Source organism: Oryzifoliimicrobium ureilyticum (genome assembly GCF_037199735.1).
Lineage (GTDB): Bacteria > Pseudomonadota > Alphaproteobacteria > Rhizobiales > Rhizobiaceae > Rhizobium > Rhizobium ureilyticus.
In genome coordinates this window covers 1-22,611 of the sequence record NZ_JBBBVQ010000010.1, presented here as the reverse complement: position 1 = coordinate 22,611, position 22,611 = coordinate 1, and the positions used below count along the sequence as shown (strand labels likewise).

Annotated in this window: 22 protein-coding genes; 12 read left to right on the top strand and 10 right to left on the bottom strand. The window is 53.9% G+C overall.

Annotation, left to right across the window (positions count from 1 at the left end):
• Positions 1–225 precede the first annotated feature (225 nt).
• From rpoD to VQ830_RS14740, 4 genes are all read left to right on the top strand, one after another.
• Positions 226–2,274, top strand: coding sequence for an RNA polymerase sigma factor RpoD (gene rpoD, locus VQ830_RS14755; RefSeq protein WP_337268895.1), 2,049 nt, complete (start codon positions 226–228; stop codon positions 2,272–2,274).
• Between the two features lie 130 nt (positions 2,275–2,404).
• The gene (locus VQ830_RS14750; RefSeq protein WP_337268894.1) at positions 2,405–3,649 is read left to right on the top strand and encodes a DUF930 domain-containing protein; all 1,245 of its coding nucleotides are present in this window, start codon (positions 2,405–2,407) and stop codon (positions 3,647–3,649) included.
• A 177-nt stretch (positions 3,650–3,826) separates the two neighbouring features.
• Positions 3,827–3,988 (top strand): hypothetical protein, encoded by a 162-nt coding sequence (locus VQ830_RS14745; protein ID WP_337268893.1) that lies wholly within the window; start codon positions 3,827–3,829, stop codon positions 3,986–3,988.
• Between the two features lie 335 nt (positions 3,989–4,323).
• On the top strand, positions 4,324–5,547 hold the full coding sequence (locus VQ830_RS14740; RefSeq protein ID WP_337268892.1) for an MFS transporter: 1,224 nt from the start codon (positions 4,324–4,326) through the stop codon (positions 5,545–5,547).
• A gap of 52 nt (positions 5,548–5,599) precedes the next feature.
• On the opposite strand, the gene VQ830_RS14735 is transcribed toward VQ830_RS14740, so the two are convergent.
• From VQ830_RS14735 to VQ830_RS14725, 3 genes are all read right to left on the bottom strand, one after another.
• Positions 5,600–6,025 carry a DUF2934 domain-containing protein gene (locus VQ830_RS14735; RefSeq protein ID WP_337268891.1) on the bottom strand — a complete coding sequence of 142 codons (426 nt, stop codon included), beginning with the start codon at positions 6,023–6,025 and terminating at the stop codon, positions 5,600–5,602.
• A gap of 220 nt (positions 6,026–6,245) precedes the next feature.
• Complete coding sequence (locus tag VQ830_RS14730) at positions 6,246–6,590, bottom strand: hypothetical protein (RefSeq protein WP_337268890.1); 345 nt, start codon at positions 6,588–6,590, stop codon at positions 6,246–6,248.
• Positions 6,591–7,080: 490 nt separating this feature from the next.
• Positions 7,081–7,503, bottom strand: coding sequence for a secondary thiamine-phosphate synthase enzyme YjbQ (locus VQ830_RS14725; protein ID WP_337268889.1), 423 nt, complete (start codon positions 7,501–7,503; stop codon positions 7,081–7,083).
• 291 nt (positions 7,504–7,794) lie between these two features.
• On the opposite strand from VQ830_RS14725, the gene VQ830_RS14720 reads away from it, so the two are divergent.
• The 3 genes from VQ830_RS14720 (at position 7,795) to VQ830_RS14710 (ending at position 9,611) form a co-directional block, all read left to right on the top strand.
• Positions 7,795–8,055 (top strand): hypothetical protein, encoded by a 261-nt coding sequence (locus VQ830_RS14720; RefSeq protein ID WP_337268888.1) that lies wholly within the window; start codon positions 7,795–7,797, stop codon positions 8,053–8,055.
• A gap of 10 nt (positions 8,056–8,065) precedes the next feature.
• Entirely contained in the window at positions 8,066–8,521 is a 456-nt protein-coding gene (locus VQ830_RS14715) for an NUDIX hydrolase (protein ID WP_337268887.1), read from the top strand.
• A 154-nt stretch (positions 8,522–8,675) separates the two neighbouring features.
• Positions 8,676–9,611 carry a DMT family transporter gene (locus VQ830_RS14710; RefSeq protein WP_337268886.1) on the top strand — a complete coding sequence of 312 codons (936 nt, stop codon included), beginning with the start codon at positions 8,676–8,678 and terminating at the stop codon, positions 9,609–9,611.
• An 85-nt stretch (positions 9,612–9,696) separates the two neighbouring features.
• Here the strand turns inward: VQ830_RS14710 and VQ830_RS14705 are convergent, their stop codons facing one another.
• Positions 9,697–10,071 (bottom strand): hypothetical protein, encoded by a 375-nt coding sequence (locus VQ830_RS14705; RefSeq protein WP_337268885.1) that lies wholly within the window; start codon positions 10,069–10,071, stop codon positions 9,697–9,699.
• A gap of 164 nt (positions 10,072–10,235) precedes the next feature.
• On the opposite strand from VQ830_RS14705, the gene VQ830_RS14700 reads away from it, so the two are divergent.
• Positions 10,236–10,598 carry a hypothetical protein gene (locus VQ830_RS14700; RefSeq protein ID WP_337268884.1) on the top strand — a complete coding sequence of 121 codons (363 nt, stop codon included), beginning with the start codon at positions 10,236–10,238 and terminating at the stop codon, positions 10,596–10,598.
• A gap of 129 nt (positions 10,599–10,727) precedes the next feature.
• Here VQ830_RS14700 and VQ830_RS14695 read toward each other — a convergent pair whose 3' ends face one another.
• The 3 genes from VQ830_RS14695 to VQ830_RS14685 form a co-directional block, all read right to left on the bottom strand.
• On the bottom strand, positions 10,728–10,958 hold the full coding sequence (locus VQ830_RS14695) for a hypothetical protein (protein WP_337268883.1): 231 nt from the start codon (positions 10,956–10,958) through the stop codon (positions 10,728–10,730).
• 291 nt (positions 10,959–11,249) lie between these two features.
• The gene (locus tag VQ830_RS14690; protein ID WP_337268882.1) at positions 11,250–13,802 is read right to left on the bottom strand and encodes a methyl-accepting chemotaxis protein; all 2,553 of its coding nucleotides are present in this window, start codon (positions 13,800–13,802) and stop codon (positions 11,250–11,252) included.
• Between the two features lie 322 nt (positions 13,803–14,124).
• The gene (locus tag VQ830_RS14685; protein WP_337268881.1) at positions 14,125–14,841 is read right to left on the bottom strand and encodes a Crp/Fnr family transcriptional regulator; all 717 of its coding nucleotides are present in this window, start codon (positions 14,839–14,841) and stop codon (positions 14,125–14,127) included.
• Between the two features lie 400 nt (positions 14,842–15,241).
• On the opposite strand from VQ830_RS14685, the gene VQ830_RS14680 reads away from it, so the two are divergent.
• Together VQ830_RS14680 and VQ830_RS14675 are read left to right on the top strand one after the other, a co-directional pair.
• The gene (locus tag VQ830_RS14680) at positions 15,242–16,927 is read left to right on the top strand and encodes an Hsp70 family protein (protein WP_337268880.1); all 1,686 of its coding nucleotides are present in this window, start codon (positions 15,242–15,244) and stop codon (positions 16,925–16,927) included.
• Positions 16,927–18,357 carry a J domain-containing protein gene (locus VQ830_RS14675; protein ID WP_337268879.1) on the top strand — a complete coding sequence of 477 codons (1,431 nt, stop codon included), beginning with the start codon at positions 16,927–16,929 and terminating at the stop codon, positions 18,355–18,357. Before VQ830_RS14680 ends, VQ830_RS14675 begins: the two co-directional genes overlap by 1 nt.
• A 117-nt stretch (positions 18,358–18,474) precedes the next feature.
• Here VQ830_RS14675 and VQ830_RS14670 read toward each other — a convergent pair whose 3' ends face one another.
• Positions 18,475–19,866 (bottom strand): GntP family permease, encoded by a 1,392-nt coding sequence (locus VQ830_RS14670; RefSeq protein WP_337268878.1) that lies wholly within the window; start codon positions 19,864–19,866, stop codon positions 18,475–18,477.
• A gap of 78 nt (positions 19,867–19,944) precedes the next feature.
• On the bottom strand, positions 19,945–20,076 hold the full coding sequence (locus VQ830_RS14665) for a hypothetical protein (RefSeq protein WP_337268877.1): 132 nt from the start codon (positions 20,074–20,076) through the stop codon (positions 19,945–19,947).
• Positions 20,077–20,135: 59 nt separating this feature from the next.
• On the opposite strand from VQ830_RS14665, the gene VQ830_RS14660 reads away from it, so the two are divergent.
• Positions 20,136–21,194 carry a hypothetical protein gene (locus VQ830_RS14660; protein WP_337268876.1) on the top strand — a complete coding sequence of 353 codons (1,059 nt, stop codon included), beginning with the start codon at positions 20,136–20,138 and terminating at the stop codon, positions 21,192–21,194.
• A gap of 419 nt (positions 21,195–21,613) precedes the next feature.
• A complete protein-coding gene (locus VQ830_RS14655) occupies positions 21,614–22,129 on the top strand; it encodes a hypothetical protein (RefSeq protein ID WP_337268875.1) in 516 nt (171 codons plus the stop codon).
• Positions 22,130–22,231: 102 nt separating this feature from the next.
• Here the strand turns inward: VQ830_RS14655 and VQ830_RS14650 are convergent.
• Positions 22,232–22,611, bottom strand: a 380-nt coding sequence (locus tag VQ830_RS14650) for a transposase (protein ID WP_337268874.1), incomplete at its 5' end; no start/stop codon positions are given.

Here is a 22,611-nt window from a genome sequence, read left to right as displayed (position 1 = left end):
TTCGCTTATCGGCGAGTGAACTGGGTCAGGCGGATCGCAACTATCATGGCCGGATTTTTTGATGCACGTATGCTCTGTCTTTTGGCGCCGGCAATCGTGGTTAATCAGGCTTTAATCTCGCCCCGGTAGTTGAGGGTGAGATTCAATGCAGCTGCGTCTGGCGGCGCGCCTTAGGCCGTAGTCGCTGCAGCGAACTGGAATAGCGTCAGGAAGGCGACGAACTACATGGCAACGAAAGTCAAAGAGAACGAAGAAGCGGAAGTCGAACGCGACGGCAACAGCGACGGCCCTCTTCTCGATCTTTCCGATGACGCGGTCAAAAAAATGATCAAGGCCGCGAAGAAGCGCGGCTACGTCACGATGGATGAACTGAACGCAGTTCTGCCCTCTGAAGAGGTGACGTCTGAGCAGATCGAAGACACCATGGCGATGCTGTCCGATATGGGCATCAACGTCGTGGAGGACGAAGAAGCCGAAGAGCAGGCTCAGAACGAAGAAGAGGACAGCGGCGACGAAGAGTCGGAAGGCGGCGAGATTGCCACCACCGGCGGGACCGCCCTCGCAGCGACAAAGCGCAAGGAACCGACGGACCGGACAGATGATCCTGTCCGCATGTATCTGCGTGAAATGGGCTCTGTAGAGCTGCTGTCGCGCGAAGGCGAAATCGCGATCGCCAAGCGCATCGAGGCTGGCCGCGAGACGATGATTGGCGGTCTGTGCGAAAGCCCGCTGACGTTCCAGGCGCTTATCATTTGGCGCGACGAGCTGAATGAAGGCACGACGCTGCTCCGCGAGATCATCGACCTCGAAACAACCTATTCCGGCCCTGAAGCCAAGGCGGCTCCGCAGTTCCAAAGCCCGGAAAAGATCGAAGCTGACCGAAAGGCGGCCGAGGAGAAGGAAAAGACCCGCCGCGCCCGTTTTTCAGGCGATGACGACATTACCGATGTCGGCGGCGAAGGCATGCCTCTCGAAGAGGAAGAAGAGGACGATGACGAGTCGAACCTCTCTCTTGCTGCTATGGAAGCCGAGCTTCGCCCTCAGGTCATGGAAACGCTCGACATCATTGCCGAGACCTACAAGAAGCTGCGCAAGCTTCAGGACCAGCAGGTCGAGCAGCGTCTTGCTGCAACCGGCACTTTGTCGTCGGCGCAGGAGCGGCGTTACAAGGAATTGAAGGACGAGCTGGTTAAGGCAGTGAAGTCGCTGTCCCTGAACCAGAACCGTATCGATGCCCTTGTCGAGCAGCTTTACGACATCAACAAGCGCCTTGTTCAAAACGAAGGCCGCTTGCTGCGTCTTGCTGAATCCTACGGCGTTAAGCGGGAAAGCTTCCTGGAGCAGTACCAAGGCGCGGAACTTGATCCCAACTGGATGAAGTCGATTTCCAACCTTGCTGCGCGCGGCTGGAAGGAGTTCGCCAAGAGCGAAAACACGACCATCAGGGATATCCGCCAGGAGATCCAGAACCTTGCGACCGAGACCGGGATTTCGATTTCGGAGTTCCGCCGTATCGTGCACATGGTCCAGAAGGGCGAGCGTGAAGCCCGTATTGCCAAGAAGGAAATGGTCGAAGCTAACCTTCGTCTCGTGATTTCCATCGCCAAAAAGTATACGAATCGCGGGCTGCAGTTCCTTGACCTCATTCAGGAAGGCAACATCGGCTTGATGAAGGCCGTCGACAAGTTCGAATATCGCCGCGGTTACAAGTTCTCTACCTACGCCACATGGTGGATCAGGCAGGCCATTACGCGTTCTATCGCCGATCAGGCGCGGACGATCCGTATTCCTGTTCACATGATCGAGACGATCAACAAGATCGTTCGTACCTCGCGGCAGATGTTGCACGAAATCGGTCGTGAGCCGACGCCGGAAGAATTGGCTGAGAAGCTTGCCATGCCGCTCGAAAAAGTGCGCAAGGTTCTGAAGATCGCCAAGGAGCCGATTTCGCTTGAAACCCCTGTCGGTGACGAAGAAGATTCGCATCTCGGCGATTTTATCGAAGACAAGAATGCTCTTCTTCCGATCGATGCCGCGATCCAGGCTAATCTTCGCGAAACGACAACGCGCGTTCTTGCCTCTCTCACGCCGCGTGAAGAGCGTGTTCTACGCATGCGTTTCGGTATTGGCATGAACACCGACCATACATTGGAAGAAGTGGGTCAGCAGTTTTCTGTTACGCGTGAGCGTATTCGACAGATCGAAGCCAAGGCGCTTAGAAAGCTCAAGCATCCGAGCCGTTCAAGAAAGCTGAGAAGCTTCCTCGACAGCTAGGCTGATTATCTTCCGGTTATTAATTGACATGGACAAACCCGGCTTTTGCGGCCGGGTTTTCTGTTTCGGGGCTTGATGGCTGGTGTCGGGAAGTCCACATGCGTTCGAATGGCAAATTGATCGGACGGACATGACGACTGATCCTAAGACAGGCGGAAAGGTGACGGGCTGGGGCTTGGCGGCTGCCGTCGTCCTTCATCTCGCGCTTTTGCCATTCCTCTTTGCGCCGATGCCGGGCCTTTCCTCAAATTCTGCGGACGAAACCGTAGATATTTCGCTGGTTCCTCCACCTGAGGAAGAAAAGGCTAAGGAGGAGAAACCTCCGGAGCCAGAGGAAAAGCCCGAAGAAAAGAAGCCGGAAGAGAAAAAGCCAGAAGAGAAAAGGCCGCAGGAAAAAGAACCCGATCGACCACTTCCGCCTGCCGAGACCGCAGGCGGGCAGAAACCACAGCCTGAAAAGGCCGAACGCGCTGAACAGGCCGCTCCGAAACCCGAGCCGGAAAAATCCGAAGAGCCTGCTAAATCTCCTCCGCCTAAGGAGGAGGAAAAAGCAGACAAGCCTGAAGCACCGCCGCCTTCGGCGGAGGATGCCGCAAAGCGATCGGAAAGTGCCAATGCTCAATCTGAGCGAGCTCCCGGGGCGCCCGTTGCGGAATTTGGTGAAAAAGATACGGGTCCAGAGAAATCCTTGGAGGGATCTATATCCTCTTCTCTGAAGGGACCCCATACACCCAGTGACGAAGCTCAAGAGCCTCAATCCCAAGCGGGTGGTGAAGAAGCCAAGAAAGAGGTCACCGAACCGCAATCCTCGACATCAACTCCGCTTCCTCCTGACGTTGATCTCCCGAAAGTCGATGCTCCAGACACATTGGCATCTCTAGAGGGGCCGGATGCGCTTCGAGCAGATTCACAAACAAGGCTTCCCGACGTCGCGCCAAGACCGCTGCCCAAACCGGAGATGTCGCCAGCCAGCAATGCCGGTGGCGGTGGAGACATGCAAACTGTGACGCTGACGCCTGTGTCCAAGATCTATTCCAGGGCCGCAACGGGTGATCCGAGGGTTCGAACGGCCATAGGCAAGCTGCCTCCTCAACAGCGGTTGATCATACTGTGCTCCAATGAGTTGACGGCCCATCTTATTAGGCTAACAGGAGGTCGTAAGGTGGATAGCGTTCCAAAATACGAGACTACGGATGCAGCAATCATCTTGGATAAGCCGGACGCTGCTTATCTTGCTGTAGATGGAAAATGGTATCACCTCAGCTTCCGTTGTCAGGTCGATCAGGACTCAATGCGCGTTGACTCCTTTGCCTTTAAGGTGGGTGCCCAGGTTGCAGCCTCCGAAAGAGCCAAATACGGCATCAAAGACGATTAAATGATGTGTTGGCTCGGCAAAGCAAACAATTGTTGGCTGTCGATAGGCGCGCTGAGAATAGAATTCGTCTTCTGTCTTGACGTTAATACTTTGTTAATCTCTCGACAGCTTTGCGCAAGCCACGCTCGTTAGTTCTGTTTCAACCGGAATGGTTCCGGAAATGAGGGGGACAATGATATGTCAAACGAAATCGAGACTTCTTCCGTCGTCAACGACGCTGCATTCAAAGCTTTCATTCTAGATGGTATGGCAGACGAGCTTACGGATGTGCTTGTCGAAGCCTTGGAAAAAGCTCTCTTGTTCCTTTCCGACGATACTTCGGGCGAAACACGCCATTGACGGATGCGGGCATGGTCGTTCCGTCTCAGAACGATCATGTCATTTGAGGGCGTAGTGGCGAGCAACTGAGCGCTGCGCACGTCCCTTCAGGGTTGCTGCATGTGTCCATTGTGCTGGCGTCTATGGCCGGATGTTGCAGCGTGGACGGTTGGCGATGGCAAGGGCATCGAGGTTTCTGGTGCGCGGATAATGCAATCATAACCTCAGAACGAAGTTCCATGATACATCAGATGCGCCAACAAAAATGATCTTGAATCATTGACAGGCCACACATTAGGGCACACTGGTTTCCAGTCAGCAATACAGAGGCGGTGCCCTTCCGCCGGACAGTGATCATGAGCGTTTCCGTAAAGCCTGACGGCGGTGTCTTTCGTCATCCAGGCTATCTCAATTTCGCAGCTTCCCGCGTCTTCTCTTCCATCTCCTACCAGGGTGTTGCCGTAGCGCTTGGTTGGATGATCTACGACAAAACCCACAGTGCCTTTTCTCTAGCGCTCGTCGGCTTTTGCCAATTTTTTCCCATGGTCATTTTTACGTTTCTGGTCGGCCATGTCGCTGATCGCTTCGATAGGCGCAAAATTGGTCTCATATGCCAAGGGCTTGAAGCTGTGGTGTCGCTCGTCCTTGCAATTGCCGTTTGGCAGGACTGGCTGACGCCCACTGGTATCTTGATTGCCGTCACAATAATCGGCGCAACGGTTGCATTCGAGCGGCCGACAATGGCGGCTCTTTTACCCAATATTGTGCCCGGCAACATGTTGCAGCAGGCGATCGCGACATCGACCTCTCTCATGCAGACGGCGTTGATCGTCGGGCCGTCGTTGGGCGGTCTGCTCTACGGTTTTCACCCGACCGCGCCCTTTTTGGTATCGTTCGTATGTTTCACGGTCGCCAGCATCAATGTCATTTCCATTCGTATGACCTGGAAACCGTCCAAGCGTGAGCCGGTGACGCTTTCTTCCGTTTTCGCGGGTGTATCATTTATCAAGAGCCAGCCCGTCATGCTCGGCACGATTTCTCTCGATCTCTTTGCGGTCCTGCTGGGAGGGGCAACGGCACTGTTGCCGATTTTCGCGCGAGACATTTTGCATGCGGGGCCTTGGGGCCTCGGTTTCCTTAGAGCTGCTCCCGCTATTGGCGCCCTTTGCATGTCGATCGTTCTTGCGCGGCGACCGCTAAATAATCAGGTGGGCAAGAAGATGTTGGGCGCAGTTGCCGTTTTTGGGCTTGCAACGATCGTCTTTTCTTTCTCGACGAGCATCGTGCTATCGGTCGCGGCGCTATTTGTCGTGGGAGCGGCCGACACGGTCAGCGTAGTAGTGCGCAGTTCGTTGGTGCAATTGCTGACGCCGGATGCGATGCGCGGACGGGTCAACGCGGTCAATTCTCTCTTTATCGGAACGTCAAACCAGTTGGGCGAATTTGAGTCTGGACTTGTTGCCGGTGTGGCGGGTCCGGTTGCAGCGGGCGTCATTGGTGGCTTTGGAACCCTTGCCATCGTCTTGCTATGGATGCGGCTGTTTCCAGCCCTCCGCAAGGTGGACACCTTAGCTGGTTGACGGCACCGACTACCGGTGTGCTCGTGTATCGGTTGCCGTCTATCACCTGATGCTAAGCGTTTGGAGCGGTTTTCGCTCCTACTTTGACGCTGCCGTTTTCCGCGGCGCCATTAGCGTTTGATTTTGCCGCTGGCTTCTCTTTGGCTGAAGATGCTGCAGTCTTCTTAGCCGCTGGAGTTTTCTTTGGCTTCGCTACCGGTGGGGAAGCGACTGCTGGTTCGCTTTGAGCGGCTGTTTCGGTCTTTGCCTCTGCAGCCTTTTTAGGAGCCCGGCTCTTGGGCGCCGGTTCTGCTTTGCTGTCGGCCTTCGTCGCTTTTTTCGACCCTGATGGTTTTGCTGCTGCTTTTGTCGCAGAGCCAGACTTCAATTCTTCAGCGGCTTTTTTCCAATGGTCGTGATGCATGCCATGCGGCTTGCCTTCGCGTTCCCAAATCTCATAAGCACGCTGTCTGATTTTCTCTTCGTGATCCGCACCCATTCATGCTCTCCCGCTGTTTTATGGCGATGCACCATTCAAGCTAGTGCAAATCTAGCAAATTAGTAGAGCCTTGATAGTCGGCGTTTGCTACAAAACGTTATAGAGCAAGAAATAGAGACGATATTTGTCGCTTTTTTCCTGCCCGCTAGTGATGGCGGGCAGGGTGGTCTTTAAATTCGTATTACCGATCGGACGTAGACGGCCAAGCCGAACCGAACGCTTATCGGCGCAGTACAGGGCATCCCGGACGGTTCGCAAAGCTGATTTCGCCGGGGCCACGACGGGTCCAACCCTCTACGACGACACGGCGCGGCGTCACGTCTACAACACGCGCGCGGCGAAAGCCGAAATCACGCGCTATGTCTTCAGCCATGGCGGGGTTGCAGCCACGGCGAGGGCGGTCCCAACCGTAAGGCGGCGGGTCGGCACGATAGTAACGGGGCGGTGGTGGGCGATCCCGGTCGACATAGACATCGACTTGCGCAAATGCCGGCGCTGAAAGTGCCGTCAAAGCGGTCGCAACGAGGACGACTGCAGTATTGGCTTTGGTGAAAAAACGGATCATGAACCTCTCCTGTTGATCCTGAGATAAGACTTTATGTGTGTGTTAAAAACTGACTCCGTCGCAACACAAGGTGCCTGATTAGGCGGGGTTAACGGTAAGCGCTACCGACGAATTAGCGGGCAGCCTTGCCGGTTGGAAAAAGCAATGCGGATTGGGCCGTAATGATCTCGGCCGCGTACGACAATGCGGCGCGGCGTAATAGCTACAATGCGCGTATTTCTCAAACCATAGGCACGTGCTTTGCGAACCGCCTCAATCGGCGAACAGGTTCTCAGACGATATTGGACCTCGACCACGGGCCTGGGTTCCCGCGCTATTGCCGCTATTGGTGCGGCTGTGGCAGGCAAAGCCATCAGAGATGCCAAGCAGACTATTCCCGCAAGGTGTATGAGTGATTTCATAAAACCTCCCGCTCTTTGCGCGCGATTCGATTGGTGAAAGCTAGGGCGATGTTCGTGAATATTTTCAGAACCTGCGGTTCATCTTCTATTCAGCCAGAGATATGAAGCACCACATTGCGCCGGTGTGGGTAATCCCGATGCTCAAAAAGGTAGATGCCCTGCCATGTCCCAAGGGCCAACCGCCCATGCACGATGGGTATCGATAGCGATACTTGCGTCAGCGCTGCTTTAATGTGTGCCGGCATGTCATCGGGGCCTTCCGTCGTGTGCACCACCCAGCGCATCGACGGATCCGAGGAAGGAGGAACCAGTCGCTTAAAAAAGGCCTGAAGGTCTGTTTTCACGTCTGGATCTGCATTTTCCTGAACGATCAGAGAACAGGACGTATGTTGAACGAAAATGGTCAGCAATGCTTCCTGATGGTCGTAGCCTTTGACAAAGCTTTGGACGGCATCGGTAAATTCATAAAGTCCCTGACCTCTCGTTTCGAGTGTGATCTTTGTTTGAGGCATGGCAAAATCTCTTTCTTTGAAAGCGTCTGATATGGATATTTGGTTGGTGAAGCCAAGGGATGTCGTTGCATAACTTTGCCTATCGACCCTTCTCGATGTCTTGAGGAGGACGTCTACCGACGAATACCAGCAGAGCGGTAATTCGCTGCGAGCCAAACATGCCATTCCGAGCCCCGTACAAATCAACAGGTTGAAGGCACAAATAGGCTTCTCAAGACGTTCTTCTGTCGAGGCGGCTGTTCAAAGCAGCCAGATCGCCCGCTGGGCATGAAGAGAGGAGGACGCTGCTGTATGACACCTGATAATAGACGGGAGATATTTTCCCACCGCGATGAAGCCGCGGTCATCAAGGGTATTTCGCAGGATGACGGAAGTGAAAGAACAATCACCGATAAATCACTAGGCGAAGCCATTGTATTCGTATCGGAGCAGGCTGCGACTGATGCTGCCACTGCCTATATCGTCTATGGGCAGAGCACCTGCTTGAGCTATACCGATTGTCTCAGCGTATATCGCGACTATGGAGCGGTTTTAAGACAGGCGCAGCGTTAAGGACATCGCAATGCCAAAGCGAAGCGCCGGTTTACTGATTTATCGCGATCGAGGGGAAGGTCCTGAGGTTCTCCTCGTTCATCCGGGTGGACCGTTTTTTGCGCGCAAGGATGAGGCAGCATGGTCTATTCCTAAAGGTCTGGTAGACGATCGCGAGGACGAGCTTATCGCAGCCAGACGCGAGACAGAGGAAGAGACAGGTTTATTGCCCGACGGGCCTTTCCGCTTTCTCGGCGAATACAAGCAACCAGGAGGAAAGACTGTTGTCGCTTGGTCAGTCTGTGTGGGGACAGATCTCAATCCACTTATAAAGCCCAGCAACATGTTTACAATTGAGTGGCCGCCGAAGTCCGGTCGCTTCCAGGAATTTCCCGAAGTGGACCGGGTTGAATGGTTCACGGTAGAGCAGGCTTTCATAAGAATGTTGAAAGGACAGCGCCCGATTTTGGATGCCTTTCAAGCGTAACCCGCTTGTTCGTGGTTTTCACTGAGGCATCTTCCGTGAGACTTTCTACTCATTCTCGTCACGCATGGCTGCCATTCAAGGAAAAGCTGGGCGTTCCTGCCATGGATTGGCATAAAGGCGGGAACCTTCGAATCGAATGAGAAGCAGCAATCTCATGTCATCCTCTTCGCGCGGTGTTCTCATCGCCTTCTTTTCCTATGCCGTCTTTGCTTTCAGCGACGCGTCAGTAAAGCTGCTGCATGGAAGTATTCCGGCCTATCAAATCGCCTTCACGGGCGCTCTGTTCGGGCTTTTCGCGTTACCCTTCATCAAGGGTCCTGGCGATAGCTGGCTTGATACAGTCCGGTCTTCCAATCGAGGCTTGTGGATGCTTCGGTTCTTTTGCGGCGCGACTGGTGCCATTACCTCGATTATTGCATTTACAAAGCTTTCTATGGCGGAAGCCTTTTGCTTGCTATTTCTCTTGCCATCCTTCGTCACCATTTTGTCTGTCATCTTTCTCAAGGAGGATGTCCGCTGGCAACGATGGGCGGCCGTCATCATTGGCTTCATCGGCGTGCTCGTGGTGCTGAGACCTGGCTTTCGTGAATTGTCAGCCGGGCATTTGGCGGCAGCAACCGGAGGATTGGTCGCAGCGATTTCCATCATCGTGATGCGCAAGCTTGGATCAGCCGAAAAGCGCCTGTCCCTTTATGGCGCCTCACTTCTCGGAACTCTGATCGTCAGCGGTCTCCTGATGATTTCAGATATCAAGGTACCGAGCCTTACCGAATGGGCTTACCTCGCCAGTTATGGCCTACTTGCCGCTGTCGCCAGCGTGGCGCTCATGACGGCAGCGCGTCTTGCACCCGCCAATCTCGTCGCGCCGCCGCAGTACAGCCAGATGCTTTGGGCGATCGCCTTCGGCTATCTCATTTTTGACGATAAAATCGACCTAGCGATGGGGCTCGGCATTGTTCTGATAATATTTTCGGGGCTTTTGACGCTCGCTCGTGAAAGGCGCAGGGGAACTCCTTTGCCGACAGCGGTAGCATCCTCTGATCCGCAGGCCGCCGTTGCGACCGTACCTGAGCAGTCGACGGAAAGCTGACAGTTCTGAACCGACGCTCCTAAACAATACGGCCACCCCAGGGAGAGGCGGCCGTTTTGAAGACTTGATGGTCACGTGGGTTGGTTCAGTCGCTAGAACGGCATGCATCCGTCGATGATGCGCCGCTGATGCCGCCGCGCGTGTGAACCGTTGGATCCTTCTTGCCATAAAGATTATTGCAATCAGGCAAAGGCGTCGTGCTTGCCGTTGCAGTGGTATCGATCTTTCTGGCATGCTCTACGGGATGTGGCGTCGCAAAATTCGTATCGGCGGGACCGTCATCCGAATACATTACAGGTCCGACCTGATGCGGCGTCACGGATTTGTAAGCTTGTACTTCATGTGGCGTTGCGTGATTACTGTCGGCCCCATCATCGCTCGAATAGAGCGGTTGTGCGAACGCCATTCCGGCGGAACCCACCAGCGCCACACTCAGGACTGCTGACAATACTAAACGCATGATATCCTCCATCTCGGTCATTACCGCACCTCCGCAGCAGACCGGCGCATTATAATTAACATAGACATAGATAGTGGCCTATCTAAATTTTGGAAATGCTTTCAAATTCACATTTTCGTGTCTTTCAGAAGCAGCTTCAGTGGACGCTGCGATCATTTATTGTCATGATCGAGTTCAATGAGCGGAAGCGAAGGGGTGTTTGTATTCTCACACCAGCCAGCGAGGCTTCCGCTGTTAGGATCTATGTGACATCGACCGATTTACGACAGTTGCTTCAGACGCTTTACGACGCAGGCGCATCACGCGTTCCCGCTTCGCAGTTGCCCTGGACATCCGATGATGCTGGGGTCATTCATCGGGCATTGAACATGCAATACATGATCCGGCGGGAGGGCCGGAATGATGTGACGTTCTCCCTATCCGAAGCGGGCTATAAAGCCATCGGTCAAGGTGCACCGACCCACATGTCGCTCGCCAGAGTGATACGATCTTTATTCGGCGGGTTTCGCTTTGGCGGCGATCTCTAACTTCGAGCAGGGTTTAACCAAGCTGTTGTGCCGGAAATGACCTCGATTTCAAGGCAAGTTTTTAGATTTGCTTGATGAGATGTAGATGCTCGGGTGCAGGTCCAGTTTTGACCTGCGGCCGCTACGTTCTCAATGCTGAAACAAAGCGTCGTTGCCAAGCCATTTATGTTTTTGGGCAGCTGCGCGCAGCTCTGGGACCGTGACATTGCCTTCACTGAAGAGGACAAGAAACACGCTTGCCGCAAGCGCTGCATCTTCTGATTGCTTGGCAACACCATGCCGCAAGAGCCATTCATTCAGGGCATCAGACAGTACTTTTACAGAATCAGGACCAAGGACGCGGTCATTAAAGAATTGCATTCGAAGCCTCACAACGAGAACCTTTACGATATAGGTCGCAAAGCGCATCACATAATGCTCATCATGGCGGCAAGTTTCGTTGTCTTAGAAAAAGTGATCGGTCTGTGACGTTCTCAGTCTACAGGGAAGTGCTGGACGTCCGCAGCCGGTTTGAGGATCATGCAGGCGATCACATATTCCTTGTCGCTCGAGGGGCTGTCTGCGCCGTCAATGCTTGAGGAGAGCGTGAGATTCCTGATCGGAAGTACACCACATCAGGGAACAAAGGCGCTTCATCCACGCCGTTGTCCATCAAGCGGCATATACGTGACTGTCCCTCGATGAGGAGCCCTGGCGATGGGGCGCGGGATGACCTGTGCGGAAGCCACTGATCTTGTCAGCGAGCAACTCCACCTGATGTCTAAGGCCGTGGATTTCCGCATTGGTTTCCTCGACCATGGCGGCATTGCGCTGCGTAATGTGTTCCACCTGATGCATGGCGCGGGTAACCTCGTCGATGCCTGTCGACTGTTCGGTGGTAGATGCGGAGATCGTGCCGATAAGTTTGCGCACATCAGATACGTGCGTAATGATCTGAGATAGAGCTTGGCCGGTTTCTTCCACCAAGTGGACACCTTGGTTGACCTGATCGGAACTTGCCGAAATCAATTGCTTGATTTCCCGTGCCGCGCCGGCACAACGCTGTGCCAGTTCACGAACCTCTTGCGCAACGACGGCAAAGCCGCGACCTGCCTCACCAGCGCGTGCCGCCTCAACGCCTGCATTCAAGGCGAGAAGATTGGTCTGAAAGGCAATCTCGTCGATGACGCCGATGATTGTTCCGATTTTTGCTGAAGATCGGCTGATGTCACCCATTGCATCGACTGCCCGTGCCACGACAGCGCCCGAGCGCACTGCAAATTCCTCAGTTTCATTGACCGAAGACGATGTCTTCTGCGCGCTGTGGGCTGTGGATTTGACGATCTCGCTCAAATGCTGCAGCGCGCGCGTACTTTGTTCCAACGCGGCTGCCTGCTGTTCCGTCCGATGAGCAAGGTCATCGGCAGCCGCGCCGAGATTGCCGGTGCCTGCGTCTATTTCATCCGTGGCAGCCCTCACGTCGGCAAGGGTGGCGCGCAGCGCCTCCACGGCCTTGTTATAGGTGTGGGCCATCTCGATAAAGTCTTCGGGAAGAGTGTCCTCCATGTTGCGCTCAAGGTCACCTTCCGCAAGTCTGCTGAGGACATCGCTCAGAGCATTCAAGGCGTGACGTTGTTCGCTTGCGATACGGGCGCGATCTGCCGCGCGGCGTTCAGCCTCTGCGGTCGAAAGTTCACGTGCTGCATTGGCCTCCTGTTCGAGGCGAATGTTTTCGACCGCCGCATCGCGAAATACGCTGACGGATCTTACCATATCGCCGATCTCGTCGCCGCGCTCGCGTCCTTCGATCGCAACGTTGAGATCGCCATCAGCAAGGCGCTTCATGACTTCCGTCACCCGGCGCAGCGGACCCCGTAAGGTCTCGACCAGCATCAAGCCACCTGCGATTGCCAGCAAGGTTCCGACAATCATGGCGACCACCGACACAGTCGCGGATCGTTCGCTATCCTGCTTCCCAACTTCCTGCGCCTGTGCCACGAAGTTTTTCAGGCTCACCATGCCTTGCTTCAGGGTCTCGATGGCTTCAGTGCGGGCCGTGCGCCAGTCGCTTTCGATCGATACCAGCAAAGCGCCTTCTTTGGAGAGTGCTGCCAAGGGTGCTTCCAAGCTCAAAGAAAACGCCTTGAGGTCCTTATCGGCGGCGCCGAGCTCAGACACCTTCGCGGCGGACGTCTTGAGCTCTGCAATATCTTCAAGAACTTGCTGTTGTGCGCCAGCATCCAGTTGTGCGCGCAGCCGCTCCATATGAAGCGTCAGAAGGTTGATCATAGCGGATGAGTGGTCCACTTGTTCGGCAAGTTCCCGGGTTGCATCCACTTCCGCCTCAAGACCGACAAAGCGATCGGCCGCATCGCCGGACTTCTTGACGATCTTCGCCTGAAGATCAGTTTGGAAATGCAACAAAGCGTCGGTCGCAGTGCGTACATTTTGCGCCTTTGCGCCAATATCTCCCGATTGGACAGTAATAGTCTGAAGTTGCTTGGCGCTTGCCAACACAGGATCAAGGCCGCTCATGATCTTTGCGGCGACCAGCGGACGGACCTTATCGAATTCCTTGATCAACGGATCGACGTAGAGGGCCGCGGTTTGCACAGCTCCGTCGTCGCTCGTTGCGCCCTTCATTGCAGCGCGCAAATTCTCAAGCCGATCTGCAATCGACTTGTATGCATACGATTCCAGGACGGCAGATTTGGCGAATCGCTGCTTGTTTTCGAACTGCTTGCGAATGTCTCCGACGCGCTTGTCGATGGTCGTGCCGAGGTTTCCGATATCCTTGATATTGCTGGTAATGGAAGCGCTATTGTTGTCACGCGACTGCTTGACGGTCCAAAGACGGTCCGCCTTCTGACGCATCTGCGCTGCCAGAGCCGTCACGGCTGACAATCGACCCCGATCCTCAGGCGATTGAACGAGCCGATCAAGGTTTTCCACTCCAACTGCCTGACGTGAAATCGCGTCATTCAGCATCTGCCAGCTCTTATCGTCAGGAGTATCGGTAAAATTTTGAAGCGCGGCTTGAAGGTTTTCGAAATCGCTGATGTTTTCGATCGTCGCGCGCGTGACGGTCATGTGCCCATTCAGCGTTTTCGCGGTGTGGTAGCCTGCAAGGCCGATACCGGCAATCAACAAGACGAATGGAACAACAAAGAGCAGCACCTTCGTGACGATCTTGCGACCCTGCAGGAGGCGATCGATAAAGGACATAGGCTTTCACAACCATCATGCCGACCTTCGCAGTGGCATCTGCGAGGCAAAGGCGTGCCTTCCCGCTTCATGCAAGAACAAGTTATCTGCACAATCGAGAGTTTTCGTTGCGCAACCGTTAAATTGCATTGGCCGCCAAAAGTTTTTTCCGTGGCTCAACCGGCAAGTCGCGTCGATGCTGATCATGCGCTCGCAAACGAGTGCAGCCTGAGCTTACCAAGGTGCGCGCAAGACGGCTGGTCAAGGTGGAATTGGCACTTGGAGGTCAAGCACTGATTCAGGAAGCTTTCATTGAGCGGGCGCTTATCCTGCTGGGAGATCCTTAGAAAAGGTCCTGCATCAAGCGGCGATACTCTTCCTCGGGTCGCCCATAGGCGTCGTGAGCAAACTCCTCAAGCGCACGCCGATTTCTAATCGTGATGTTGCCTCTTTGGGCTTTAATAAAGCCATTGCCCTCGAGAACATGAAGGGAGGTCGTCACGCTTGGGCGACGAACTGTAAGCATCACTGAAAGAAAATCGTGGGTAAGGGCAAGCTCATTGCTTGGAACGCGATCGTGGCACATTAGAAGCCAGCGCGCCAACCTCACATTGACATCGTGGACCGCGTTTGATGCAGCCGTATAAGAGACCTGAATGTTGAATGCCTCCATGGCCCGCACCACGATCCTGAACAGGCTTCGAAATCGCTCGATGTTCGTGCGGAATGCATCGAAGTGCATTCTATAGGCACCGCCATCCATCTGCATGGCAACATCATGCGGGGAGGTTCGCACCTCGCCGATCGCTGATGTCGGTGCGTATCCTTCGAACCCGAAGAGCCCCGCTTCCGCGCGGTTTCCTTCCGGAGTTCTGATCATGACCGAACCGATGCCCGATGTAATGAAGTAGATATAGTCGATTGGCTTATCAGTCTGGCCAAGGACGGCGCCGCGCGGCAGGGCCACGTATTCCAGATCCTTGGCGACCTCGCGATAATCTGCTTCAGGAAGTATTGCCAGCAGTTTGTTGCTCATACTGGATTGGTGTGGAATTGCCACGCACTTGTTCTCCTGGTCATGAGGCCGGAGCATTACGAACCACTCAGCCGTCCGTGCCTAATTATTATAGGCGGCGGCGGAACATAGTCTTTTTTCACGAGTCGAAGATTTGCGTACGATCGCTGACAAACTTCTGAGAACGCACGATAAAAAGCTGCTGGACTTCAGGTTTGTGACAGTCGGACAATCCCGAAGAAGCACATCGCGTTTCTTGGCCTCGATGGGGAAGGTCGGGCGGCCAATTGGAGTGCATCACGCTTGCAGAGGGCGCTGCCTCGTGAACACTTCAAGAAAGCTTTGATGAGCTTGGCTTTCCAATATTGTCGACTTCGTTTGACGCACTATAAATTGCAGTCGAAAGAAAGATTGCTCTCATTGTTTGTTATTTTGAGGCTCATGGATGATTGTCGGTATCGATCTTGGAACGACAAATTCGCTTATTGGCTCTTATGTTTCTGGAAATCGCGTCCTTTTCCCCAACGTATCGGGGTCCTTTCTTACCCCGTCATTCGTTAGCCTTGACGAAGACGGCATCATCGTAGGCGAAGCGGCGCGCGACAGATTAATTACGCACCCGGACAGAAGCGTCGGTGCCTTCAAGCGTTGGATGGGCACGTCGCGAGAAACCCAATTGGGCCAGAAGTCTTTTCGTGCAGAAGAGCTCTCCTCGTTCATCCTGCGCAGCTTGATGGCGGATGCCGAAGCCGCGACAGGAGAACGGCCGACCGAAGCCGTCATTTCAGTTCCTGCTTACTTTTCTGATGCCCAACGGAATGCGACAAGGATCGCAGGCGAGCTCGCCGGGCTGAAGGTAGAGCGTTTGATCAATGAGCCAACGGCCGCTGCACTTGCCTACGGTCTCGAAAAACGCGACCGCGAGGCTCGCTTCTTGGTTTTCGATTTGGGCGGCGGAACGTTCGACGTTTCCATCGTTGAGATTTTTGATGGCGTCGTCGAGGTGCATGCCACTGCGGGCGACAATTTTCTTGGAGGCAATGATTTTCTTGATTTGCTGGTTGATCGCGCTGCGAGCGACCTTGGCCTAGACTATCAACGTCTGCCTCCGGCAGATCAGCTACAGATGCGGCGTCGCCTCGACCTTTTGAAAGCCAAGCTTAGTACAAGCGATACTGTCGAGCTGAAGCTTTCTCTTTCTGGAAAAGACTATTCTTGGGAGTTCAATCAAGAGCAGTTTGCAGAGCTTTCCACGCCTCTTGTCCAGCGTATGCGACTTCCTCTGGAGCGGGCGCTTCGTGATGCAAACCTCTCCGGCCAGGAGCTCGACGAGATTGTGTTGGTCGGCGGGGCAACCCGCATGCCGTTGGTCGTCAAGATGGTTACACGGTTGCTTGGCAAATTGCCGCTACGCACGGTAAATCCAGATGAAGTCGTTGCACATGGCGCGGTGGTCGCAAGTGGATTGAAGGATCGCAACGAAGCCCTGCAAGAAATTATACTCACCGATGTCTGTCCCTATACGCTTGGACTAGAGGTCATGCGTCGAGACCCTCAGAACGTGTTTCATGACGGTTACTTCGAACCGATCATCAATCGCGGGACAACTGTGCCCGTCAGTCGAGAAAAGACGTTCTATCCGATAAGCGAAACCCAGCAGCTTATCCGATGCCAAGTGTACCAGGGCGAGAGCCCTCGGGTAGAAAAAAACATTCTATTGGGGTCTCTCGAAGTGCCTCTTCCGAGCTCCAACGACCCGGAAGCGCGTTCAATCCAGGTCAGGTACACCTACGACATCAATGGGGTTCTTCAGGTTGAAACAACCGTAACAGGGACCGGCGAAGTTCATGAATTGATATTCGAGCGGACACCAGGCGCAATGACGCCGGAAGAGTTGCGCGCGAGTCTAGAAAAGCTTTCCGCGATTAAGGTGCATCCCCGAGCACGCCACGAAAACCTGCAAATCATCGCTCGTGCCGAACGCGTTTTTGAAGAGTATCTGGATCACCGAGATATGCTCACGGATATGATACTTGCATTCAAGTCCATTCTCGAAAGTCAGGATGACCGGCGGATAGCAGAAGTCCGCAAGCTCATTGAGATCGATCTTGATCGTATCGAGAAACGGTGATGGATCCGTTTGTCGCGCTTGGCATACAACCGGATGCCGATGAGAGGCAGATAAAGCGTGCCTATGCAAAAAAGCTAAAGCAGGTTCGCCCAGACACCGACCCTGTAGGCTTTCAAAAGCTGAACGACTGTTACCAAAGGGCCTTAGCTCTCCGAAAAGACCGGACTGGACTTCCGCATCTGTCTTCAGGCCTTTCGGACGGGCCTGATTTTTCAGAAGAACCGCCACAAGCCGCCGAAGATCCAAAGACGCTCTCGCAGGAAAATCGAGATGCTGATGAGGGGACCGATCGAGAGATTGTCGATCAGGACGTGGCGGCGCGAATTACCAGAGTGGAATTGCTGGAAAGTCAGGAAAGCGAGGACGATCAAGACGCTCCCTTTTCGTTTGACGAGGATCACTTCTTTGACGGCCTTCTGCTCGAGCTTCAGAAGGAAGACGTGAACCCGTTACGGTCTTGGCTGGCCGACCAAGTTGGTTCATGGCCTTTTCCTCTCAGACCCGCGTTAGCAAATCGCATCATTTCGATTCTCATTGATCATCCTGCATCCGTTACGCCTGCGCAGCTTGATGTGATCACTGGGGAACTCGGCCTCGACGATGTGCATATGCTCGCTGATCCTGTCGCACTCTCATTATACAAAGAGAAGGTTGTCACGACGTGGGATTACTGGCACGGCGAGGCAGCCCGAGCGAGAGAACTGGAAGCAAGGGCAGAGGCCTTTCGAAAGCGTGATGAACGCATCCTCTACGCGCTGGTCATTGGCTGCGTGATCGCATTGGCCGTGATTGCTTGGCTCGCGCACGGTGGCTTCCGATACCTTTATCAAACATCCGATGGTGATAGCCAATTCGAACCATCACTTACAACGCCGGTTATTTATAAGCTTATCGAGGCTGCTGCCGACTTCGAAGGCAAGGGAGAGATCGATAAAGCCTTCAAGAATTACGACTTCATCCTAAGCAGACCGCCAAGGGCTGATGATTTGGCGTCTTCGCGGCTGTACGCGGTCGCCATGTACAGCAAGGCGACTCTTTTAAGAGACCAAAACAGGACGGCGGAGGCTATTAACACTTACCGGGAGTTAACCGGGACCTTTCAGAACTCACTGGATCTCACCACCGGTATTTACGTCGCTGCATCCTTCGTTAATGTCGGTTTCCTTCAGCAGGATCTGGAGAGATGGGAAGCCTCATTTCAGACATTCGAGAAGGTGACATCGACCTACGTTTACGGGCAGTCAGACGCGTTGGACGTGCAGATAGCGAAGTCTTTCATTGGCGAGGCCGAAGCTAAGGTAAAGCTGGGTAACGTGGCGGATGCAAAAGCATTGATTTCACGAGCTCTTGCAATGCCTGAAGGTTTCACCGAAGCGGCAAAGAACACCAAAAAATCCGCTGAGGCGTTTCAAAAGTCACTTGAGAATTAGAGGGTCCGACATTTGAGCAGATCCATTTAAATGCGCTAAAACTTTTAACAGTATCAAGCTTGGCTATCTTCTTTAGCTCGGTCCTGCTGCTGCCATCTCCTGGAGCGAATGGTCATTCTAAATCAGAGGCGGCAGCAAGTTCATCAGCAGCACCATAACTAGGCCGATAATCGAGACGATCGACTGGATGACGGAGATTGTTGCGGTTCCTTCTCCCATTGTCATGCCAAAGGATTCCTTGACCAGCCAGAAGCCCGCATGGTTGGCATAGTTGAAAAACAGCGATCCGCACCCGATCGACAGTGCGAGCAAAGGCACGTTCATTGTCGCGCCGGCAGCAAGCGGGGCAATAAGCCCTGATGCGCCAACAATGCCCACTGTAGCTGAGCCTGTGGAGACCGACAGCAGCATGGATATTACCCATCCAAGGACGATAGGCGAGACAGAGAACTGCTGGCTCATGTGCATAATCGCATCACCAACTTTAGCATCGGTCAGAACGCGCTGGAATGCGCCTCCGCCAGCGATGATCAGAAGGACGTTCGCAATGGGTTTGACGCTCGCGGACATCGCCTTTCGCAGGGCTTCTGTCCCTTCACTTCGGGCAGCTTTCAAAATCAACGTTGCGAATACCACACCGATCAACATCGCGATCGTGGGTTCTCCGACGAAGCTGGTGAGCTGCAAGACGGGAGATTCTTTCGGAAGGATCAATTCCGCGATTGCATTGGAGAGCATCAGGATTGCAGGCAAAAGAGCCGTAAAGAGACTGAGCCCAAGGCCAGGCGCGTTGGAAGAGCCTTTCCCGGTATCCTCTGTTGGTGGGGAAAACTGGTCGATGAGTGTTTGATCGGGTTTGACTTTCAGTCTGGGCGTAATGAACGCGCCATAGACCGGACCTCCAAGGACTATGGCGGGAATGGCCGCGATGAAGCCGTACAGCATGGTCGCGCCAGTATTCGCCTTTAGCGCTGCAATGGCCGTGAGCGGACCGGGATGTGGCGGCACCATGCCGTGCATAGCGGCAAGTGCAGCAATGACCGGCACGCCCACGTAGACATAAGCAGAGCCTTTGACGGCAGAAGCGGAATCCAACTTACGTGCGACGCTGAAAATCAAAGGAAGGAGTACGACAAGCCCGACCTCAAAGAACATAGGAATGCCCACCACAAAGGCGGCCGCTGCCATAGCCCAAGGCAGGAGCCGTGTCGGCGTTCTGCGGATGATGAGGTCCGAAATACCCTCAGTGACGCCGGCATCGGCGAGTAACTTGCCGAGCATCGCGCCCAAGGCAACGACAAGGCCAACGCCTCCAAGGGTGTTGCCAGCCCCGGTTTCTATTGCCTTGATCAATTTATCTGCCGGCATTCCGGCTAGAAGGCCGACGCAGACCGACGTGATCATCAGTGCAATGAGCGGGTGAAGTCGAATACGGGATATGATCAGTGCGACGAGGAAGATCACTCCGCCTGCTGCAGTCAGTAGAAGTCTTATATCGTCTGGGGTCATGTCAGTTGCAACGCCATGAGCGGGAGGTTTTGATGAGCGCTGGCTATAAAGCACGCATGAGCTGTAAGATAAAGGCAGTTATCGTTTGAACTTTTCGCGATAAACCGGCAGGAGCTGTCGCAGACCGGGATTGTCGATCGGCCCCTTATTTTTTGCGCGCACCGTGCCGCGATGGGCGGCATACGCCTTGACGCCTTGAAACTCAGCCATAATTCGCTCCTCAAGATTGGGGGAAGTTAGGAATGGCAAGACCTTTCATCGCGCTCATCTTGGCGGGCCTTTTCTATATTGTGCTCTGTCATATTCCATTCCCGGGTGTCGATGTCAGTGCACTTTCCCGTTCGCAGCAACTTTCCGGCTTTTCGGTAACTGCACGATTTTCAGTCCTTGCACTGGGCGTTACGCCTCTTCTTTTGGCTGCAGGCCTTGTTGAATGTTTCAAGCTTTTCTTCTTCAGGATCAACGCATTTCGGGGGGCTGCCACCCCTCATAACGTAACTGAAATGGTGGTGCGCATAGGCGCACTTTTGCTGGCTGCTTTTCAGAGTTATGGGCTGGCAATCGCATTGAGTCAGGCAAATATTGTCACTCTTGAGCGACCTGTTGTCGTCTGGACTACAGTTGCCTCATGCCTGGGGAGTACTGCCCTCCTAATTTTTATATCGGAGCGAATTAGATGGCAGGGTCTGGTTGGAGGCCTTTGGTTTCTATTGCTTCTTCCTGACCTCCTTGATCTACCCAACAATTTCTCACTTATTTCAGAATTGCTGAGAACAGGTAGGATATCGGAAATTCACCTCATGGCTTCGATCGCGTTCACGATCGCCAGCGTTTATGCCATCATATTCTGCTTAAAGTCATGGAGTTCACTGCTTGCTTCGCGCAGCTTGAATGCAGGCGTTGCACGCGGCCCCGATTACGCCATTATGGTTTGGCCGCCCTACCTCACGCAGATTGTCCTCTCATTGATGCTTCCGCTTTTTTTCCATCTGCTTCCCGCTGAAGAGCCGCTGGATTCTGCCCACATCAAACGCGTCGCAACCGTCGCATGGGCAGTGATCATGCCAATCTTTACCTTCCTGTATATCATCAAATTTTCGGTATCGAGGCGTCGTATTCAAAAGCCAACTTACACGGCATTCGCCATGATCGCGGCAACACAGATTGCTGTAATCCTAGCGAGTAATATCTTTTCCGAATTTTTGGTGCTTCCTCTGTCAGGGATGGCGATCATCGTCGCGGTGACACTTTTCTTTTCGCTTGACCAACTCCAGACAGAGCAAAACATGAAGGTCACGGCAAAAATCGGGAGGCCTCAACAGAAATAAAGCGCTCAATCAATGTCGCTGACGCGATTGATGCGAGTAACGTGGATCGACGCTTTGGGAATAAGGGTTTGCGATTGAGGTTGTGGCTTTTGGCTTGCCGCGGTCACGGCGGTGGTGCATCCGAGGCCATCGATACCTTTGCTGCCTCGCTTGATCTACAGACTTAACCGCGCTGAAAGCGGCTCAAACACGTAGTTTGAGGTTAGCGCTGTTCTTTAGAGATTGTCAGAGGCGGAATAATGATTGGGCTTTTCAAAGTAATATTCAAGTTTTAAGTATTCACGATACTTATGAAGTTCCTCCGTATTCCTTTTGATATTGTTGACTTTATATTAACGGAAAGTTAATCGTCCTCTCTAGCGCGCTCTTAGTAAAGGTCTGCGCTTTAAGTAAATTCGGTTCTTGGGGGATGATATACTATGAAATTCAGGTATCTGATACTCGCAGCTGTGATGGCGTTTGCCGGCCCGGTCCTTGCTGCGCCTGCACCTGCCACCACTGTCAAAAGCGTCACGACAAGCGCTAGTGCCTCGGGCAGGGGCTCTGGCTTCGGTACCAACTCGGGCTTTTTGACCTTGGGTCCTGGCAACTACATTTTGAATTTGACGCTGAGTGGCGCCGCATCCTCGGTGAAAGGCGCCGCCTTGCTTACTGAATTCGTGAGTGGTCGGTTCCTTCCGAAGTACATCGCAGGATTGGATTTGACGTCGGTAGGGATGAAATCCTTTGCTTTTAGCGTGACAGGCAAGAGCGGTCTCTATGCATTGACGACGGCAGTGACTGTCCGCGGCGGAAACGGTGTGTCCATGGCGTCTGTGCAGAAAGTTGCTGCTGTTCCGGGTCCCGAGGCAGGAGCTGGTATCGGGGCGCTGGCGATGGGCGGTCTTGCCGTCTATTTGCGACGCCGCCGCACGAGCGAAGCCTTAGCTGCTTAGTCTGCGGCTTTCACACAAAATTAGTCATTGCTTTAGGCGCCATTTGGCGCCTCTTTTTTTAACTATGATCGGGCCTGCAGAAGCTACTAGAGCGCGTCCACTTTAATCCGGATCATATCCGCAGGCAGCGAAGTAATTGGCACACTCATTCGGCGTGAAGATTTTGACGATTTCGCCAACCGTGTTCCATAGGCCTTCGATGGAACGCTCGGCCTTTGCCCTGAGCGCTGCCTTCAGTTTGGAAAAGGCATTCTCAATCGGATTGAAGTCTGGACTGTAGGGTGGCAGGAACAGCAGGCTGCATCCGGCGGCTTCGATGGCGAGGCGGGCACCCTCGGTCTTGTGGGCAGGTAGATTGTCCATGATGATGATGTCGCCGGGGGTGAGCGTGGGGACAAGAACCTGCTCGACATAGGCTTTGAAGGCGACGCCATTCATCGCCCCATCAAGGACGAAGGGGGCGGTCATGCCGCAAAGCCTGA